Origin of the sequence: Amycolatopsis albispora, from assembly GCF_003312875.1 — a bacterium.
Taxonomy (GTDB): domain Bacteria; phylum Actinomycetota; class Actinomycetes; order Mycobacteriales; family Pseudonocardiaceae; genus Amycolatopsis; species Amycolatopsis albispora.
The window spans coordinates 57766-76235 of sequence record NZ_CP015163.1 but is presented as its reverse complement, the minus strand read 5'-3'; the positions used below and the strand labels follow the sequence as shown (position 1 = coordinate 76235).

Sequence of the window (18470 nt, the reverse complement as noted above, 5' to 3'; positions counted from 1 at the left end):
CGCGCTAGACTGCGGCACACAGAAGTAACGATCCGTCCAATCTAGGGAACAATGGACAAGCAGTCAACGACGGCCGCGCGCCACCTCGCCGAGACGGTCCGCCGCCACCGCCAGGCGAGCAACCTGTCGCTCGGCGAGCTGAGCAGGCTCACCGGCCTGTCCAAGACCAGCCTCGCCCGGATCGAGGCGGGCGAGGGCAATCCGTCGCTGGAAACCCTGTGGCACCTGGGACACGCGCTCGGGCTGAGCGTCGGCCAGCTGATCGAGCCGTCCGGCACCACACCCGCCCGGCTGCAGCGCGACGGCGAGGGCACCATCGTGGAGTCCACCGGTGGCATGCGCGGGCGGCTGCTCCAGACCGACCACAGCCACCACCGCACCGAGGTCTTCGAGCTGGTCCTGCCGCCCGGCACGCGGTTCGCAAGCGAACCGCACCAGCCGGGCACCCGCGAACTCGTGCACTGCACCGGCGGCGAGGTGCGGTGCGGACCGGCCGGCCACCTGCTCGACCTGGCGCCCGGCGACACCGCGCACTTCGACGGCGCCGCCCCGCACGTCTACGCGGGCGGGCCGGACGGCGGCCGCGCGCTGCTGGTGATGAGCTATCCGCCGGGTTGACCGGAACGCCGTTCTCCCGCATGGTGCCCGCAGCCTCAACTGGTGTTGACCATGGGGAAGGGGTCGGAATGGCCAGGTTCTTCCGCGGCTCCGGGGATGCTCACCCCGCCGTTGTCCGGCTGGCCGCACAACGGCGGAACCCGATTTGCGGCTGGCCGGGCGTGGTCTGCCCGGAGCACGGGTTCGCACTGGACACCACCGCGGACTGGACCTGGTGCACGGTCGCCGACTGCGGGCGGTTCTGGCTGGGCGGCCACCGGCCGGGCGCCTGCGCGGAACCGGCGACGGTGTTCATGACCGGCACCGAGGGCGGCGACCGGCTGCTCTGCGCGGCACACGCCGAGCACACCGCCGGCCAGCTCGCCGCACACCAGCCCAGCACCTGGCACGACCAGGCGGGGTGACGCAGTCCACTGTGGACTCCGGCGGGCCCGGACGGGTGGCGGGTAGGGTCGTGGTCATGGGTGTTGCCACGGACGAACGTCGCGCGTTGTGTGAGTTGTTCGAGCAGCTGGGGCCCGACGCGCCCACCCTGTGCGAGGGCTGGCGCACCCGCGACCTGGCCGCGCACCTGGTCGTCCGCGAGCACCGGCCCGACGCGGCCGCCGGGATCCTGGTGCCGATGCTGGCCTCCCACACCGACTCGGTGCAGCACCGTTACGCCGCGCAACCGTGGGACCAGCTGGTCGAGCGCGTGCGCTCCGGGCCAGCCTGGTTCTGGCCCACCCGCCTGCCGCCGCTGGACGAGCTGGTCAACAGCGCCGAATTCCTCGTCCACCACGAGGACGCGCGCCGCGGGCAGGAGGGCTGGGAACCGCGTCCCGCCGATTCGGCTCGTGACGCGGCGGCCTGGCGCTCGGTCAAGGCGATCGCCAAGCTGACCCTGCGGAATTCCCCCGTCGGTGTGGTGCTGCGCTCCCCCGGTCACGGTGAGCTGTCCGCCAAAACCGGCCCCGACGCCGTCACGCTCACCGGCGCCCCGGTGGAGATCCTGCTGTTCGCCTTCGGCCGCGACGCCGTGCGCCTGGACTTCGAGGGCACTCCCGAAGCCATCGACCGGCTGAAGGCGCTGAGCCGCGGCCTCTGACCGCTACTCGCCGAGCGCCCGCGCCGCCCGGAGGAAGGCCGCCCTGTCCTCGTCGGACAGCCCGGCCAGCAGTTCGTCCTCGTGGGCCTGGATCTGCTTCTGCGCGGACCGCCGCCGCGCGCGCCCCTCGGCGGTGATCGCCAGCACCCGCACGCGCCGGTCCGCCGGATCCGGCTCCCGGCTGATCAGCCCGGCGTCCTGCAGCTTGTCGAGCGTGCCGATGATCCGCGTCTTGTCCGCGCCGATCGCGCGCGCGAGCGCGGCCTGCGTGCGCACCGGGCCGTCGTCGAGCGCGCTCAGCACGACGTAACCCCACATGCTCAGCCCGTGCTCCTCGAGCACCGGCGCCTCGGCCGCCATCAGCCTGCGCATGAGCCCGCCGAGCATCGCCGCGAGATCCGGCCGCCGGTCGCCCTCCGCCATGCGCCGACCCTAATGCCCTTGACGATTCATAAGCACGTGTAGATGATATGCACATGCCTATCAATGAGCTCCGCATTCTCGACGCGCTCGCCACCCGGACCAGCCTCGACCTCGTCGCCCGCCTCGAACCCGCCGACCTGGCCAAGCCGACCCCGTGCGAGGCGTGGACCCTGCACGGCCTGCTCGCGCACATGACCACCCAGCACCTGGGCTTCGCCGCCGCGGCGAACGGCGACGGCGATCCGGACCACTGGAAGCTGGTGCCCCTCGGCGAGGACCCGGTGGCCACCTACCGCGAATCGGTGAACAAGGTGCTGAACGCCTTCGCCGCCAACGACATCGCCGACCGCAAGTTCCCGCTGCCCGAGTTCACCACCGAGTTCACCTTCACCGCAGAGCAGGCGATCGGCTTCCATTTCGTCGACTACGTGGTGCACGCCTGGGACGTCGCACGCACCTTGAGGCTGCCGATCCACTTCCAGCGCGAGGTGCTCGACTACGCGACGCGCATCGCCGAGAGCGTCCCGGATGGACAGTCACGCCTCGAGCCCGGCGCCGCCTTCGGCCCGGCCGCCGACACCACGGGACTGTCCGGTTTGGACCGGATCGTGGCGCTGCTCGGCCGCTCCCCCCACTGGCCGGACCACTGAACCACGCCACATCGTCACCGTGTGCGACCGGCAGTGGCACACAGTGACTCCCTTGGGCTGTGCTGGTGGTGGGCCGTCCTTCGAATCGGTGGTGGCGAGTGGCGCGGTGTCACGCCCTCCGACACGTCTGGCTTGATCTGTTCCCCGCCACTGCCGGGTCGGAGCCCCGCTGGTTAGTTTCGAAGCGACGGGCACCAGAAGTCCAAGGAGGGCAAAGGAATGTCCACGTTCGGGGAACACACCGAAACCACCACCGGCGGGCTGGACCGCCGGCGGTTCCTCACCGCCGCGGCCGCCACCGCCGCCACGGGCGGGGTGGTGGCGCTCGGCCTGTTCGGCACCTCGACGGCACGGGCGGCCACGCAGGTGGGCGGCCTGCCGCCGATCGGCGCCGAGATCCCGTGCAGCACGCTCGCCCTCAACACGCCACTGCGGCTCCGGGACACACTGGTGAGCGTGGACTTCAAGGGCGGCATCAAGTTCCGGGTCGAGTTCAACCCCGAAGACCCGTACAACTCGGTCAGGCTGCGGGTGATCGGGTTCCGGGCGGCCGCCGAACTCCCCGAAACCGAAGGCGGCACGGTCACCCTCGACCAGGAGGACGTCGATGTGGACGCGAAGAGCCTGCTGACGCTGAAGAACCGGTTCCCGCCCCGCTACGAGCAGACCACCGTGCTCAACTTCACCATGACCGTCGATACCGGCGCCCGGACCCACGAACCGCTGGTGCTGACCACCAAGGAACCCGCGCAGCTCATCGGCAGGCTGACGCAGTTCCCGCCACGGGGTGATCTCTACCGGCTGCAGAACCCGGTGGACCTGGTGCTCCCGGACAACCCGGACACCACGATCGCCACCATCGAGCGCTTCCCGGTGAAGATCGGCGGACTCTAGGCAACCACCCTGGTGGGCCGGCCCCACAGCGCGAAGGCGGTGAAGGCGCCGGTGATCGCGAGTCCGGCCCACCAGGGCAACGGGAAGTACCCCGCCGACGGCGAAAAGTCCGCCAGCACCTGCGGGTACTCCTCGCCGGTCTGCAGCACGGCGAAGCCCGCGGCGGGCGTGATCCGCAGCAGCCAGTCGGCGACTTCAGCGGGCAGCACGGGGAACACCGCCAGCAGATACGGCACCACGGTCACCGCCACGGCAGCCAGCCACGACCGCAGGGCGTGCGCGAGCAGCGCGAACAACGCCACCAGGCACGCGACCCCAAGAATCACGCGAGCCCAGGTGAACGCGTCCACAGGCAGCACGGTGCCACCGACGGCACGCACGGCCAGCACCCCGACCGGAAGCGTCAGCCCGGCGGCGACCAGTCCGGCGGCAAAGGCAGCGCCACCCAGCAAAACGCGTCTTCCGGTGAAGCGCGCACCAACCACGGCCGCCACGATCACCAGCACGGGCAGCCCGAGCAAGGTGCTTTCCAGCGAAGCGCCGCCGACGGTGCCGACCGGCCCGATGTCACCGGAGCCGGTCACCGTGATCGTGCCGTTCTGCTCGACCACACCGGGCGCGCGGTGAAGCCGCTCCCAATCGGTCTCACCGAGCTGCCCCATCGTGTTCCCGGCCCAGCCCGTATCAGCGGCACCGGTCACGGTGACCTGGTCGAAGGTGGCGCTGGCCTGGGTGAACCGCACCTGGGTACCGCCTTCGCCCAGCGTCAGGTCACCGGGCGAGGCGACAAACAGTCCTACTTGGACGGTCGGCGGCAGACCGGTCAGCACGGCGGTGCCCACCGGCGTCCAGGTCACGCCGTCGGCGGACTCGTACCCGGTGATCGTGTCGCCGGACCGGGTCAGCCGCAGCCAGTTCGCGCCGGTGGCACTGCCCGCGGTGTCGTGCACGTAGTCGTGTTGCAGGCGCACGCCGTGCGCACCGGTCATCATGATCGCCGCGTACGAGCTGCCCTGGCCGAGCCCGTCCTTGACGAGCAAGCCCGCCTTGGCCCACGGCACCAGTCCCTCGGTGATCCGGTCGTGGTCCGGCGGCGGATAGGTGATCACCCCGGTCATCGAGGTGAGCCGGGCGGTGAGCACCCCGTCCGTCCCGAGTGGACGGTGGGCGAAGGTGAACTGGTCGCTCACCGCGCGACCGTGCGGCCCCACCGGATCACTCGGGCAGGCGACTTCGACGTCGCCCGTGCTGCAGGTCGATCGATTGGCCACCGCCGGGAGCACGCCCAGCAGCACGGTGCACAGCGCCGCGGCGAGCAGCGCGAAGAATGGTTTCACCGGCTCAGGTCTACGGAAGGGGGCATGACACCGGCCGAACCGCGGTTGTCACGCCGTTGTTAGGCCACGACCGGCATGCTGGGGCCCATGGGCAAGCCACTGCGGACGATCCGGCTGCGCTTCACCGTGCTCTACGCCGCGTTGTTCCTCGTCTCCGGCGTCGGCCTGCTGGTGCTGACGAACCTGCTCACCGTCACCGCGCCGCCGGCCTTCCCCGAGCAGTGGGAGGTGGTGCGGGCGCGCCAGTTGCTGGCGGGCTCGCTGATCGCGCTCGCGGTGATGGCGGTGGTGTCGGTGCTGCTGGGCAAGTTCGTCGCCGGGCGCGTGCTGCGCCCGCTGCGGACCATCACCACCGCGACCCGGCGGATCACCGCGGAGAACCTGCACGAACGCCTCGCCGTGCCCGGTCCGGCCGACGAGGTCAAGCAGCTCGCCGACACCATCGACGACCTGCTGGAGCGCCTGGAGGCCGCGTTCGCCGCGCAGCGCCGGTTCGTGGCGAACGCCTCGCACGAGCTGCGCACCCCGCTGGCGACGATGCGCGCGTCGCTGGACGTCGCGGTGGCCAAACCGGACCCGGCCCCGCAGGCGGTGGTGCTGGCCGAGCGCTTCCGCACCGAACTCGACCGGGTCGACCACCTGCTGGAGGGCCTGCTCGCGCTCGCCCGCGCGCAACACGGCGCCTTCCCCGACCAGGCCGAGGTCTCGTGGCGCCAGCTCGCCGAAGACGCGCTGGCCGCCCGCGAAACCGACATCGCCGCGATGGACCTCCGGGTCGAGCGAGATCTCCGGGAAGCGCGGGTCACGGGCAGTCCCGCGTTGCTGTCCCGGCTGGTGGCGAACCTGGTCGACAACGCGATCGCGCACAACGAGCCCGGCGGCTGGATCCGGATCACCACCGGCGACACCGGCCTCGAAGTGGTGACCGGGGGCGCTCCGCTCAGCCAGGCCGAGGTGGACCGGCTCGCCGACCCGTTCCGCAGGCTCGCCGCCGATCGGACCACTTCGGACGGTGGCAGCGGGCTCGGCCTGTCGATCGTCGCCGCCATCGCGGAGGCACACGGACGCAGGCTCCGGCTGGAAGCCCGTCCCGAAGGCGGGCTGCGGGTGACGGTATGAGGGTGCTGGTGGTGGAGGACGCACGCGCGCTCGCCGACGTGATCGCCGAGGGGCTGCGGGACCAAGGCATGGCCGTCGACCTCGCGTACGACGGCCACACCGCGGCGGCCAAGCTCGGCCTGCATCCCTACCAGGTCGTCGTGCTCGACCGCGACCTGCCCGGCATCCACGGTGACGTGCTCTGCCGGATGGTCACCGAGCGACCGGACCGGGCGATGGTGCTGATGCTGACCGCGGCCGGCGCGCCCGGCGACCGGGTCAGCGGGCTCGCCCTCGGCGCCGACGACTACCTCGCCAAGCCGTTCCACTTCCCCGAACTGGTGCTGCGGATCCGGGCGCTGGCCCGCCGCCGCCCGGACGCCAGGGCCCCGGTCCTGCGCGCCGCGGGCATCGAGCTCGATCCCGTCCGGCGCACCGCCACCCGCGACGGCCGGCCGCTCAACCTGTCGGTCAAGGAGTTCGCCCTGCTCACCGAGCTGCTCCAGGCCGGAACGGCCGTGCTCAGCGCCGAGGAGCTGCTGGAACGGGTCTGGGACGAGCACGCCAACCCGTTCACCAACACGGTGGCGGTGACCATCGGGCGGCTGCGGCGCAAGCTCGGCGACCCGCCGGTGATCACCACGCTGCCCGGCGCGGGCTACCGGCTCACCGGCGGCTCTCCTTGAGATCGCCCGCCTTCACCCCGGTCAGCAGCAGGACCACGGCCAGCAGCACGATGCCGGCGCTGATCTGCAGGCCGAGCGAGAGGCTGCCGGTGGCCGACTGGATGAACCCGAGCAGGGACGGCGAAGCCGCCGCGGCGAACGAACCCATCGAGGTCACCACCGCGATGCCGGTGGCCGCGGCGCGGTCGGTCAGGTAGATCGACGGGATCGAGTAGAACACCGTCAGCCCCGAGTAGTGGGCCGCCGCCATGATCGCCAGCAGCAGGATCACCACCACCACGTTGCCGCCGGAGACCGACAGCGCCAGCATCGCGAACGCGGCCACGATCCAGCTGGTCGCGGCGTGCCAGCGGCGTTCCAGCGTCCGGTCGGAGTGCCGCCCGACCACCAGCATCACCACGATGCCCAGCAGCGGCGGGATGGCGGAGAACAGCCCGAGGTTCAGCACGTCGCCGACCCCGGCGTCGGCGATGATCCGCGGGGTCCAGTACGACACCGCGTTCGCCAGCGTGTACGCGCCGCAGGCACACAGGCCGAGGATCCACACCTTCGGGTCGCGCAGGGCCGTCAGCAGGCCGCCGTGCTGCTCACTCTTGCCCGCGTCACCCTTGCCGCGGCGATCGGCTTCCAGGTCGGCACGCACGGCCGCCTTCTGCGCCGGGGTCAGCCACTTCGCCTGCTCGGGTTCGTCGGCGAGGTAGCACCACACCAGCACCGCCAGCAGGATCGGCGGCACGCCTTCGAGCAGGAACAGCCACTGCCAGTCGGCCAGCCCGCCGACCCCGCCGAAGGTGTGCATGATCCAGCCGGAAACCAGCGAACCGAGCACCCCGGACACCGGAACGCCGATGAAAAAAACCGCGGTCATCCGGGTGCGGCGAGCTGACGGGAACCAACGCGAGAGCAGGTAGAGCGCGCCGGGGAAGAACCCGGCCTCGGTCACGCCCAGCAGGAAACGGGCCACGTAGAAGGTGAACTCGTCCTGCACGAACATCGTCGCGACGGTCACCACGCCCCACGAGGCCATGATCCGCACGAGCGTCTTGCGGGCGCCGATCCGCGCGAGCAGCGCGTTGCTCGGCACCTCGAACAGGATGAACCCGACGAAGAACAGGGTCACGCCGAGGCCGTAGACCGCGGGCCCGAAGCCGAGGTCCCGCTTGAGGCCCTGCTGCGCGATGCCGATGTTGGTGCGGTCGATGAAGCTGACCACGTAGCAGATCACCAGCAGCGGCATCACGCGCAGCGCGATGGTCCGGTAGGTGGCCGCGCGGTCGACGCCGGCGTCCGGCCGTCCGGTGGCGGTGGGGGGTTCGGCCACGGCTGCGACTCCTTTGTCCGGCGGGCGGTGACCGGGCCAGTGTCAACCCCGGTGTTGATTCTGTCAACACCCGAGGCCGGTCCGCTACCATCTGCCCATGAGTGAACGCGCGGACGGACGTGACCCGGTACAGATCGCCGGACTGCTGTCCTACCGGCTGTCCCGCGCCTCGGCGGCGATGTCGCGCAGCGCGGCGCTGCGCTACAAGCGCGAGTTCGACGTCAGCCTCGGCGAATGGCGTGCCCTCGCGCTCATCGCGTCCGACCCGACGCTCACCCTGAACCGGCTCGCCCGCCGCGCCGGACTGGACAAAGCGCAGGTGAGTCGCGTGGTCAGCCGCCTGACCGAGCGCGGCCTGGTGAACCGGACGGCGGGCTCGGGGCGAAGGTCGCAGCTCGCGCTGACCGAGGACGGCACGCGCGTCTACCGCGGCCTGATCGACGCGGCGAACGAACGCGACGCGGCGTTCCTGGGGGCATTGTCCGCCGAAGAGGCGACCGCCCTGCACCACGCACTGGCCAAGCTGACCGTCGTCGCACTGACCATGGAAGAACGTGAGCGAGATCGCTCGAACGAGGCCTAGTGTTGACTTTGTCAACATAGGAGCGTAGTCCTGGAGTCACCGAAGAGGAGGTGGCTCGCTTGCCCGGCTCGACAACCCACGCCGTCACGATCTGCGAGTGCTTCGCCCGCGACGGGCTCCAGCACGAGCCCGAACCCGTCCCGGCCGCGACCAAGATCGCGCTGCTGAACGCCTTCGCGGACACCGGTTTCCGGCGGATCGAGGCCACCAGCTACAGCCATCCCGGCCGCGTGCCCGGCTTCGCCGACGCCTCCGAGGTGCTCGCGGGCATCAACCGCCGCGAAGGCGTGGCGTTCAAGGCGACCTGCCCCAATCCGCGGGCGGTCTCGCGCGCGCTCGCCGACCTCGACGCCGGGCACGGCGCGGAGGAACTGAGCCTGCTGGTCTCGGCCACCGAGAGCCACACCGAACGCAACCTCCGCACCACTCGCGAGGGCCAGTGGGCACGCGTGACCGAGATGGTCCGGCTCGCCGGCGGCCGGTTCCGCCTGATCGGGGTGGTCTCGGTGGCGTTCGGCTGCCCGTTCGAGGGTGCCGTCGATCCGGGCCGGGTCGCCGAAGACGTCGCGCGGTTCGCCGACCTCGGCGCGTCGATGGTCACCCTCGGCGACACCACCGGCGTGGCCACCCCGGGCGCGGTCCGCGCGATGTTCACCCGGCTCGCGCGCGAACACCCCGGACTCCCGGTGGTCGCGCACTTCCACAACACCCGCGGCACCGGCATCGCGAACGCCGTCGCCGCGCTGGACGCGGGCTGCCGCCACTTCGACACCGCGTTCGGCGGCGTCGGCGGCCACCCGTCGACCATCAGCTACGGCGCCGGGCTCACCGGCAACGTCTGCACCGAAGACCTGGTCAGCCTGTTCGAGGCAATGGGCGTGGCGACCGGGCTGGACCTCGACCGGCTGGCCGCCGCGTCGGCCGCCTGCGAACGGGCGCTGGGCCGCCCGCTGCACAGCATGGTGGCCCGCGCCGGCTTCCGCACCGCTTCCCAGGAGATCTCGTGACCGTACTGCTGTCCGAGGACCACGGCGCCGTCCGCGTCCTCACGCTGAACCGGCCGGACAAGCTGAACGCGCTGGACACCGCGCTGACCCGCGCGCTCAGCGAAGCCCTGGCCGCCGCCGATCGCGAGGCGCGCGCGGTGGTCCTGACCGGCAGCGGCCGCGGGTTCTGCGCGGGCGCCGACCTCGGCGAGTTCTCCTCGCTCACCCCGGATCAGCCCGACGCCGTGCTCGAACGGGCCGCGCTGACCGCCCGCCTGCAAACACAGATGCAGCGGATGTCGGTGCCGGTGGTCGCCGCGGTGCGCGGGGCGGCGGTCGGCGGCGGGGCCGGGCTGGCCATCGGGGCCGACATGACCGTGGCGGGCACCGACCTGAAGTTCGGGTATCCCGAGCTGAAGCATTCGATCGTGCCCGCGCTGGTGATGACCGGGCTGGTGCGGCACCTCGGGCGCAAGCTCGCCTTCGAGCTGGTGAGCACCGGGCGCCTGCTCACCGCGGCCGAAGCCGCCGAACACGGGCTGGTCAACCGCGTGGTCGAGCCGGACCAGGTGGTCGAGGCGGCGCTGGAGGTCGCACGGCAGTGGGCCGAGGTCGAGCCGCGCGCGATCGCCGCGGCGAAGGACCTGTTCTACCGGGTGGCGGACCTGCCGACCGACGCCGCGATGCGGGCGGGCCAGGACGTCAACGCGCTGATGCGCGGGTTCCGCGCATGACCGGGCCGCTCGCCGGGATCACCGTGCTGGACTTCTCGCGCGTGCTCGCCGCGCCGCTGGCCACCCAGATCCTGGCCGAACTCGGCGCCACCGTGATCAAAGTGGAGCGACCCGGCACCGGCGACGAGACCCGCGGCTTCGAACCCCGCCTGCCCCACGGGGAAAGCGCGTACTTCTTCGCGTTCAACCGGGGCAAGCGCTCGGTGACGCTGGACCTGAAGGATCCACGCGGGCAGGAGGTCGCCCGGCGGCTGGCGGCCCGCGCCGACGTGGTCGTGGAGAACTTCCTGCCCGGCACGCTGGACCGGCTGGGCCTCGGCTACGACCGGCTCTCGCGGGAAAACCCCGAGCTGGTCTACGTTTCCGCGACGGGGTTCGGGCAGACCGGGCCGGACCGCACGCGCAAGGGCTACGACACGGTGTTCCAGGCGCTGTCCGGGGTGATGGCGATGACCGGGGAACCCGGCGGGCCGCCGTCGAAAACCGGGGTCCCGGTGGCGGACCTGACCTCCGGGCTGTGGGTGGTGATCGCCGTGCTTGCCGGGCTGGCCGGTCGGCGGGGCCGTCACCTTGACGTGTCCATGATGGACGTTCAGCTCAGCCTGCACGCGCTGAACGCGGCCCGCTTGTTCGCGCTGGGCGAGGACCCGGTGCGCACCGGCACCGAGCACCCCGGCCGCGTGCCGTCGGCGGCGTTCCAGGCCGGTGACGGGGAATGGCTGCACATCAGCGGCAGCGACCAGCACTGGGTGCCGTTGTGCGAGGTGCTCGGGCTCGACGCACTGGCCGCGGATCCGTTGCTGCGCACCAATTCCGGTCGTGTGGAACACCGCGCGCGGGTGATGAAGGCGTTGCGCGGCGCGATCGCCCAGCACGATCGGGACGCGCTGGTCAAGGAACTGCGTGCGGCCGACGTGCCCGCCGGGGCGGTGCGTTCGGTGCGCGAGGCGCTGGCCGATCCGCATGCCGTCGCGCGCGGGGTTGTCGGCGAGTTCGACCATCCGACCGAGGGTCCGTTCCCGGCGTTGCGCACGCCGTTGCGCGAGACTGCCGGGGAGCCCACGGCGACCGGGGTGCCGCCGCTGCTCGGCGCCGACACCGGCGAAGTGCTGGCGGAGCTGGCCGGGCTGACCGCGGACGAGATCGAGGGCCTGCGGGCCGCGGGGGTGGTCTGAAATGGGTGACCGGGTCGAACTCGGTGTCACCGACGGCATCGCGCACGTCGAACTGACCCGTCCCGAGGCACGCAACGCGGTCGATCTGCCGATGTGCACCCAGTTGCGGGAAGCCTTCGACGAGATCGACGCGAACGAGGACATCCGGGTGGTGCTGCTGAGCGCCCGCGGTCCGGTCTTCTGCGCGGGTGCCGACCTCAAGGAACGCACCGGAAAGGACGCGGCCTGGGTGCGGCGGCGGCGCGTCGCCTCGTTCGCCGCCTACGCCGCGATCGAGCAGTGCCGCCGCCCGGTGGTCGCGCTGGTGCAGGGCGCGGTGGTCGGCTCCGGCGGTGAGCTCACCCTGGCCGCCGACTTCGCCATCGCCGCCGAAGGCACGGTTTTCCGGTTCCCCGAACCGCATTGGGGCACGGTCGGCGCGACGCAGCGGCTGCAGCGGGCGATCGGCCAGCGCAAGGCCAAGGAACTGCTGTTCACCAACCGCCCGCTGGACGCCGGCGAGGCGTTGCGACTGGGCATCGTCACGCAGGTGGTCGCACCGGACGCGCTGGTCTCGGCCGGCGCCGAGACCGCGCGTGACATCGCGAAGGCACCCCCGCTGGCCATCGCGCTGACCAAGCGCGCGGTGGATCTCGGCGGCGAAACCGATCTCGACCGCGGCATCCGGATCGAGCTGTCCGCCATCGAGCAGTGCCTAGCCGACGGCGGGTGGCGGGACGGCGTCGCCCGGTTCACCAACGGAGAGCAGAAATGATCCCCTTGCGCACCGCCTGCCCGCTCACCACGCACGAAGCGCTGGCACGGGCCGCGCTGCTCGCACCGGACGTCGAAGCCGTGGTCACCGCCGACGAGCGAGTCACCTACGGCGAACTGGCCGCGTCGGTCGGCCGCATCCGCGACGCGCTGGTGGCCGCCGGGATCGGCCGCGGCGACCGCGTCGGGCTGTGCCTGGGCAACGGGCCCGACTGGGTGGCGCTGTTCCTGGCGATCGGCTCGGTCGGTGCGATCACCGTCCCGGTCAACACCCGGTTCACCGCCGACGAGGTGCACTACACGCTTTCGCACGCCCGCGTCACCACGTTGTTCGCCGCGGACCGGGTGCTCAGCACCGACTTCGCGGGCATGCTCGGCGAGCTGGACCTGCCGGACCTGCGGTCGATCGTGATGCTGGGGTCAAACGTGCCCGGGTACGCGCTTTCCTGGCCGGATTTCCTGGCGGCGGGTGCGGGCCGGAACGCCGACGCCACCGCCGAGGCCGACGACCTGCTGCTCGTGCAGTACACCTCCGGCACCACCGCGCGGCCCAAGGGTGCGCTGCTCACGCACCGGAGCATGTGCGCCGACGCGTTCTTCTCCGGCATGCGGATGGGCCTGCGGCCCGGCGACCGGTTCCACTCGGCGCGGCCGTTCTTCCACGTCGCCGGCAGCACGCTGTCCGTGCTGGCGTCCGTGCAGCACGCCACCACGCTGGTCACCATGCCCAAGTTCGAGCCAGCCGAAGCGCTGCGGCTGCTGGAAGCCGAGCGCTGCACGCACTTCTCCGGCAACGACACCATCGCGCTCCTGCTGCTCAACCACCCCGACCGCGCACGGCGCGCACTGTGCCTGCGCGGGGCGTGGGTGGCCGCCTCCCCCACCGTGATCCGGCGGGTCATCGACGAGCTCGGTGCACGGGAATGCGTTGCGGGGTATGGGCTTTCCGAGGCGTCGCCGAATGTGGCGCAGTCGGCGTGGTGGGAGCCGGAGGAGGTGCGGGCGTCCGGCGCGATGGCGGTCCAACCCGGGGTCGAGGTGCGGATCCGCGACTTCGACGGCCGCCACGACTGCGGTCCGGGTGAACCGGGGTCGATCCTGGTGCGCGGGTGGAACGTGATGCGGGGTTACCTGGACGACCCGGCCAAGACGGCCGAGGCGATCGATGCCGGCGGCTGGCTGTCCACAGGGGACATCGGTTCTTTGGACGCGGCGGGACGGCTGCATTTTTCCGGGCGTACCAAGGACATCATCCGCGTCGGCGGCGAGAACGTGGCCCCGGCGGACATCGAGGACGCGCTGCACCGGCATCCGCTGGTGCGGCAGGCCGCGGTGGTCGGCGTGCCGGACGAACGCCTGCTCGAAGTGCCGTTCGCTTTTGTGGTGCTCACCGAAGGGCGGATCACCGAGGACGAGTTGCTCGACTGGGTGCGCGGGCGGCTGGCCGGCTTCAAGGTGCCGCGCCACCTGCGCATCGTCGACGGCTTCGAGGGCATCGGCATGACCGCCAGCTCCAAGGTGCAGAAGAACCGGCTGGCGGCGCACGCGCGCACGCTGCTCGGTCTCGGTGAGGTGCGGTCGTGACCCGCATCGTGACGCCGGTGACCGAGCTGCTCGGCATCGACCTGCCGATCGTGCAGGCGGGCATGTCGTGGGCGTCGTCGTGCTCGGCGCTGCCGCTGGCGGTGAGCAACGCGGGCGGGCTCGGGGTGGTCGCGGCCGGGCCGATGCGCCTGCCGGACCTGGCGCGCACGCTCGACGAGGTGGCGGCGGGCACCGACCGGCCGTGGGCGGTGAACCTGCCGCTGTACCGGCCGGACGCGGACGCGGTGATCGACCTGCTGCTGGCCCGGCGTCCGCCGGTGCTGATCGCTTCGCAGGGCGGGCCGCGGCGGTATCTCGAGGCGTTCCACGCGGTGGGCACGCGTTGCCTGCACGTGGTCGCCGGGACCGCGCACGCGCGCAAGGCCGCGGACGCCGGGGTGGACGCGCTGGTGGTGGTCGGGGCGGAGGCGGGTGGGCACCCGCCGCCCGCGATGGTCGCCACGCAGGTGCTGGTCCGGGCCGTGGTGCGCGCGGTGCCGGAGGTGCCGGTGATCGCCTCGGGCGGCGTCGCCGACGGCGCCGGGCTCGCCGCGATGCTCGCGCTGGGTGCCGGGGCGGCACAGTTCGGCACGCGGTTCCTCGCCAGCTCGGAGGCTTCGGTGCACGACTCGTACAAGGCGGCGGTGGTCGGCGCGGGCGTCGACGGCACGCGGACCGTGGGGCACGGGCTCGGCGTGATCCGGGCGGTGGCGAACGAGTTCACCGCGCGCATGCTCGACCTGGAGGCGAGCGGGGCGGAGGAAGCGCTGCGGCGCAAGGTGTTCCAGGCGTCGTCGCTGAAGGACGCGGCGCTGCACGGTGACGTCGCCGAGGGCAAGGTGGAGGCGGGGCAGTCGGCCGGGCTGATCGACACGGTGCTCCCGGCCGCCGACATCGTCGCGCACATCGTCCGCGAGTACCGCTCGGCGCGGTCTTCGCTGCCCCCGGCCGTCGAGTCAAATTAGAACACGTTCTTGCGCGCACGGCGGCGGGGGCGGAAGCTGGAGCGCATGGACCTCGCCGCACTCGAAGAGATCAAGCGACTCAAGTACCGGTACCTCCGCTGCGTCGACACGAAGGACTGGGACGACCTGGCCGGTGCCCTCACCGCCGACGCGGTCGCCGACTACGGCACGCCTTCGTACGGGAAGCCGCTGGTGCTGACCGGCCGGGACGCCATCCTGGAGTTCCTGCGGAACACCTTGGGCCCGGAGATCATCACCACACACTTCGCCTGCCAGCCGGAGATCGACATCGACGGCGACCGGGCGACGGGCACCTGGGCGTTCCAGGACCTGGTGATCGCGACCGAGCACCGCGTGGTCATCGCCGGGGCCGCCTTCTACGAAGACACCTACCACCGCGGCGACGACGGGCGGTGGCGGATCGCGCACACCGGATACCAACGCACCTACGAAGCGACGCACTCACTGGACGACCTGCCCAGCTTCCGCCTCACCGCGAACCGATGGGCAGCCGCACCCACTTCATAGAACACGTTCCACCAGCCACCGAACCTCAAGGCGGCGGCCGGAGCCAGCGGCCTGGGAGCGACGCAGAGGCCGAGGCCGAGGCAGGGACCCGAAGCCAGCGGCCCGAGGGCGAGACAGAGGCCGAAGCCGGGGGCCCGGGGCGACGCCCCGGGGCCAAGGCAGCGGCAGCGGCACGTGGGCCGAGGCAGACGCCAGAGCCGGAGGCAGGCGCCGGGGCAGCCACCCGAGGCCCGGCGCCGATGCAGAGGCTGGAGCCGCGGCCCGAGGCCAGGAGCCAACGCAGGGGCGTGGGCCGCAGGCGGAGACGGGAGCCGACGCAAGAACCGGACCTGCAGCCGGAGGCCGGGAGCCGACGCAAGAACCGAGCCGCAGCCGCAGCCGGAGACCGGGGAGCCGACGCAAGGCCGGAGCCGCGACCGGAGGCCAGAGCCGGGCCACGGCCGGAGGCCGCCGAAGCTCTCGGGAACCGGGGGGCCTCCTCGGGCCCGGACCCTCGGCCGCCGAAAGCGGGACACGAATGTGGCTTTCGGGGCGGATTTCGCCCCGAAAGCCACATTCGTGCCCAGGGGCGGCCGCAGCGGGCGGCAACGGTCCGGGGTGACTCGCGCGCCGAAAGTGCCCCGCCCCAGCGCCGCGCCCGTGTCACGAATGTGGCTTTCGAGACGCCAAACGTCTCGAAAGCCACATTCGTGACACCCCAGCAAAGGCCAGCCGCGTATCGCTGGGCGGAACAAGCCAGCTTGACGCGCCGATATTCACCCGTCACACTGGAGAAGTCGTTCCTCTGATCGAAACAGGGCCTGTGAGCAACAAGGACAATACTACCGGCACCGAGGTGGCCGGCCGCGTCGCCGACGTGCTTCTGCTGTTTGCCACCGGGCCGAAGTATCTCGGCGTCAGCGCGATCGGGCGCGAACTCGGCGTGTCGAAGGCGGTGGTCTACCGCATTCTCCAGTCGCTGGTCTCGCGCGAGATGCTGGCCACCGATCCCGGCGTGGCCGGTTATCGCCTCGGGCCGGCGGCCGTCGCGCTGGGGGCGAGTGCGTTGCGCGGGTTCGACCTCCGCGTCGCCGCCGCGCCCGTGTTGCGCCGGTTGCGCGACGAGACCGGCGAGACCACCACGCTCTCCGGCCTGCTCGGCGACGAACGGGTCTACCTCGAGCAGTTCGAGAGCGAGCGCGAGATCAAGATGACCGTGGAGCTGGGCAAGCGCTTCCCGCTGCACGCCGGGTCCTCCGGCAAGGTCATCCTGGCGAACCTCCCCGCCGACCGCCGTGAAGCGCTGCTCGCCGCCCCCCACGACGCGCTGACCGAGCGCACCATAGTGGCCGAGGACGAGCTACGCGCCGAGCTGGAGCGCGTCGCCGAGGACGGGGTTGCCGTCTCGCTCGGGGAACGGCAGGCCGGGGCCGGTTCGGTGGCCGCGCCGGTGTTCGGCCCCGACGGCGAGGTGCGCGGCGCGATCAGCATCTGCGGCCCCGAGTACCGCTTCACCCCGGACCTGGTCGAGCGCTACCGCGAGCTGGTACGGGCGGCGGCCGGCGAGATCGCGCGCACCCCGGCCGCCACCCGCTGATCAGCGCCCCCGCTTCAGGTACTGCCCGACCGGCCCCCCGGTCACCTCGCCGTCCGCGTACACGTGGTGCCCGCGCACGAAGGTGTCGGTGACCTTCGCGGTCATCGGGAAGCCTTCGAACGGCGTGTACTCCTGCGTGGACTCCGAGTCGGCGGCGCGCACGGTCCACGACACGTCCGGGTCGACCAGCGCGAAGTCGGCGTCGTAGCCCTCGGCGATGGTGCCCTTGCGCAGCAGGCCGTACCGCCGCGCCGGGTTCCACGACGTGAGCCGCGCGATGTGCTGGAGCGAAAGCCCGCGCTTGACGCCCTCGCCGACCAGCCCCGGCAGCAGGTACTCCGCGCCACCGAAGCCGGACTTCGCCAGGAACACGTCGTCGCGGTCGGCGCCGAACTTCAGCTCGTCGCGGCAGCACGCGTGGTCGCTGACCACCCAGTCCACCTCACCGGCCAGCACGTGCCCCCACAGCGCCTCGACGTCCTCGCGCTCACGCAGCGGCGGGTTGACCTTGCCGCCGATGCCGCTCGCGGTGTCCACATCGGCCAGCAGGTGACCGACCGTCACCTCACGCCGGAAATCCACCTGCGGAAAGGTCTTCGCCATGCGCAGCGCCGCGTCCAGCGCCTTCTCCGAGGACAGGTGCAGCAGGTTGATGTTCGGCAGCCCGGTCTCGTGCGCCAGGTAGGACGCGATGGTCACCGCGAGCCCTTCCGAATGCGGCGGCCGCGACCGGCTGTACGCCCGCAGCCCCGAAACCGACGGGTCCTGCTCGACCAGCTTCGTGTACGCGGTCATGATCTCCGCGGTTTCGCAGTGCAGCGACAGCGAAAGGTGCGGCGCGTAGTCCGTCAGCTCCTCACGCGCCCGCTGGATGCCGCGCATGACGAACTCGAAGTGCGCCAGGTCGTACCGCTCGTCGGGCGGGATCATCAGGAAGTCGCTCTGGCTGCTCGACCGCCCGTGCAGCCCGTGGCTGCCGTAGAACATGAAGATCTTGAACGAGGTGACGCCGTGTTCCTCGACCAGATACGGGATCTCGTCGATGTGCTGCGCCATCATCGGCGCCAGGTGGAACGCGTAGTCCACATAGGACTTACCGGCCGCGGCGGCGAGCACCTCGGGAAAGAACTCGCGGTAGCTGCCGCCCCGGTTCAGGTAGTACTGCCCGGTGCGCATGTAGGTCAGCGCGGTGGTCACCCCGCCCTGCGCGCTGGCCCGGCTCTCGGTCCGGGTGTCGGTGCCCAGCTCGTTGTAGATGCCCCAGTGCTGGTGCGCGTCCACCACGCCGGGAAAGGCGAGCAGACCGCGGCCGTCCACCACGGTGGCCGCGTCGGCGGGGTCGAGGCCGGGCGCGACCCGCGTGATCGTGCCGTCGTTCACCGCGATGTCGAGCAGTTCCGGTGCCCCGTCAGCGTCTTCGGGACGCACCACGCGCACGTTGCGGACCAGCAGTTCCGTTGTAGCCACTTCTC

General features: G+C 71.7%; 20 protein-coding genes. 16 read left to right on the top strand and 4 right to left on the bottom strand.

Translation table 11 applies throughout. The annotated features are described in order from the left end of the window. Positions 1-51: 51 nt before the first annotated feature. From A4R43_RS00385 to A4R43_RS00375, 3 genes are all read left to right on the top strand, one after another. Positions 52-618, top strand: coding sequence for a helix-turn-helix domain-containing protein (locus A4R43_RS00385; protein WP_113690447.1), 567 nt, complete (start codon positions 52-54; stop codon positions 616-618). A 68-nt stretch (positions 619-686) separates the two neighbouring features. Next, the gene (locus tag A4R43_RS00380; protein WP_162788245.1) at positions 687-1022 is read left to right on the top strand and encodes a hypothetical protein; all 336 of its coding nucleotides are present in this window, start codon (positions 687-689) and stop codon (positions 1020-1022) included. Between the two features lie 56 nt (positions 1023-1078). Next, positions 1079-1705 (top strand): TIGR03085 family metal-binding protein, encoded by a 627-nt coding sequence (locus A4R43_RS00375; protein WP_113690445.1) that lies wholly within the window; start codon positions 1079-1081, stop codon positions 1703-1705. A 3-nt stretch (positions 1706-1708) separates the two neighbouring features. Here A4R43_RS00375 and A4R43_RS00370 read toward each other — a convergent pair whose 3' ends face one another. After that, entirely contained in the window at positions 1709-2128 is a 420-nt protein-coding gene (locus A4R43_RS00370; protein ID WP_113690444.1) for a MarR family winged helix-turn-helix transcriptional regulator, read from the bottom strand. A 53-nt stretch (positions 2129-2181) separates the two neighbouring features. On the opposite strand from A4R43_RS00370, the gene A4R43_RS00365 reads away from it, so the two are divergent. Further along, a complete protein-coding gene (locus tag A4R43_RS00365; protein WP_113697262.1) occupies positions 2182-2778 on the top strand; it encodes a TIGR03086 family metal-binding protein in 597 nt (198 codons plus the stop codon). A gap of 219 nt (positions 2779-2997) precedes the next feature. Beyond that, on the top strand, positions 2998-3672 hold the full coding sequence (locus tag A4R43_RS43095) for a hypothetical protein (protein ID WP_205215191.1): 675 nt from the start codon (positions 2998-3000) through the stop codon (positions 3670-3672). On the opposite strand, the gene A4R43_RS00355 is transcribed toward A4R43_RS43095, so the two are convergent. Further along, positions 3669-5009 carry a DUF1349 domain-containing protein gene (locus A4R43_RS00355; RefSeq protein WP_113690443.1) on the bottom strand — a complete coding sequence of 447 codons (1341 nt, stop codon included), beginning with the start codon at positions 5007-5009 and terminating at the stop codon, positions 3669-3671. The two genes, A4R43_RS43095 and A4R43_RS00355, sit on opposite strands and share 4 nt — an antisense overlap. Positions 5010-5096: 87 nt before the next feature. On the opposite strand from A4R43_RS00355, the gene A4R43_RS00350 reads away from it, so the two are divergent. Together A4R43_RS00350 and A4R43_RS00345 are read left to right on the top strand one after the other, a co-directional pair. Next, positions 5097-6128 carry a sensor histidine kinase gene (locus tag A4R43_RS00350; protein ID WP_236808675.1) on the top strand — a complete coding sequence of 344 codons (1032 nt, stop codon included), beginning with the start codon at positions 5097-5099 and terminating at the stop codon, positions 6126-6128. Further along, positions 6125-6793 (top strand): response regulator transcription factor, encoded by a 669-nt coding sequence (locus A4R43_RS00345; RefSeq protein WP_205215190.1) that lies wholly within the window; start codon positions 6125-6127, stop codon positions 6791-6793. Before A4R43_RS00350 ends, A4R43_RS00345 begins: the two co-directional genes overlap by 4 nt. Here A4R43_RS00345 and A4R43_RS00340 read toward each other — a convergent pair. Continuing rightward, positions 6774-8114, bottom strand: coding sequence for an MFS transporter (locus A4R43_RS00340; protein ID WP_236808674.1), 1341 nt, complete (start codon positions 8112-8114; stop codon positions 6774-6776). The two genes, A4R43_RS00345 and A4R43_RS00340, sit on opposite strands and share 20 nt — an antisense overlap. Positions 8115-8211: 97 nt before the next feature. Between A4R43_RS00340 and A4R43_RS00335 the strand changes: the two genes are divergently transcribed. The 9 genes from A4R43_RS00335 to A4R43_RS00295 all read left to right on the top strand — a co-directional run bounded on the left by A4R43_RS00335 (position 8212) and on the right by A4R43_RS00295 (position 16998). After that, positions 8212-8697, top strand: coding sequence for a MarR family winged helix-turn-helix transcriptional regulator (locus A4R43_RS00335; RefSeq protein WP_113690441.1), 486 nt, complete (start codon positions 8212-8214; stop codon positions 8695-8697). 59 nt (positions 8698-8756) lie between these two features. After that, complete coding sequence (locus A4R43_RS00330; RefSeq protein WP_113690440.1) at positions 8757-9704, top strand: hydroxymethylglutaryl-CoA lyase; 948 nt, start codon at positions 8757-8759, stop codon at positions 9702-9704. After that, positions 9701-10417 (top strand): enoyl-CoA hydratase/isomerase family protein, encoded by a 717-nt coding sequence (locus A4R43_RS00325; RefSeq protein ID WP_113690439.1) that lies wholly within the window; start codon positions 9701-9703, stop codon positions 10415-10417. Before A4R43_RS00330 ends, A4R43_RS00325 begins: the two co-directional genes overlap by 4 nt. Beyond that, positions 10414-11592, top strand: a complete 1179-nt coding sequence (locus A4R43_RS00320; protein WP_113690438.1) for a CaiB/BaiF CoA transferase family protein — start codon at positions 10414-10416, stop codon at positions 11590-11592. The genes A4R43_RS00325 and A4R43_RS00320 overlap by 4 nt, the downstream gene beginning before the upstream one ends. Before the next feature lies 1 nt (position 11593). Further along, a complete protein-coding gene (locus A4R43_RS00315) occupies positions 11594-12346 on the top strand; it encodes an enoyl-CoA hydratase/isomerase family protein (protein WP_113690437.1) in 753 nt (250 codons plus the stop codon). Beyond that, positions 12343-13929: an AMP-binding protein gene (locus tag A4R43_RS00310; RefSeq protein WP_205215189.1), complete on the top strand. Its 1587-nt coding sequence runs from the start codon at positions 12343-12345 to the stop codon at positions 13927-13929. Before A4R43_RS00315 ends, A4R43_RS00310 begins: the two co-directional genes overlap by 4 nt. Beyond that, complete coding sequence (locus A4R43_RS00305; RefSeq protein WP_113690436.1) at positions 13926-14894, top strand: NAD(P)H-dependent flavin oxidoreductase; 969 nt, start codon at positions 13926-13928, stop codon at positions 14892-14894. Before A4R43_RS00310 ends, A4R43_RS00305 begins: the two co-directional genes overlap by 4 nt. A gap of 45 nt (positions 14895-14939) precedes the next feature. After that, positions 14940-15422: a nuclear transport factor 2 family protein gene (locus A4R43_RS00300; RefSeq protein WP_113690435.1), complete on the top strand. Its 483-nt coding sequence runs from the start codon at positions 14940-14942 to the stop codon at positions 15420-15422. An 802-nt stretch (positions 15423-16224) separates the two neighbouring features. Then, the gene (locus tag A4R43_RS00295; RefSeq protein WP_205215188.1) at positions 16225-16998 is read left to right on the top strand and encodes an IclR family transcriptional regulator; all 774 of its coding nucleotides are present in this window, start codon (positions 16225-16227) and stop codon (positions 16996-16998) included. On the opposite strand, the gene A4R43_RS00290 is transcribed toward A4R43_RS00295, so the two are convergent. Then, positions 16999-18465, bottom strand: a complete 1467-nt coding sequence (locus A4R43_RS00290) for a dihydroorotase (RefSeq protein ID WP_113690433.1) — start codon at positions 18463-18465, stop codon at positions 16999-17001. Positions 18466-18470 lie beyond the last annotated feature (5 nt).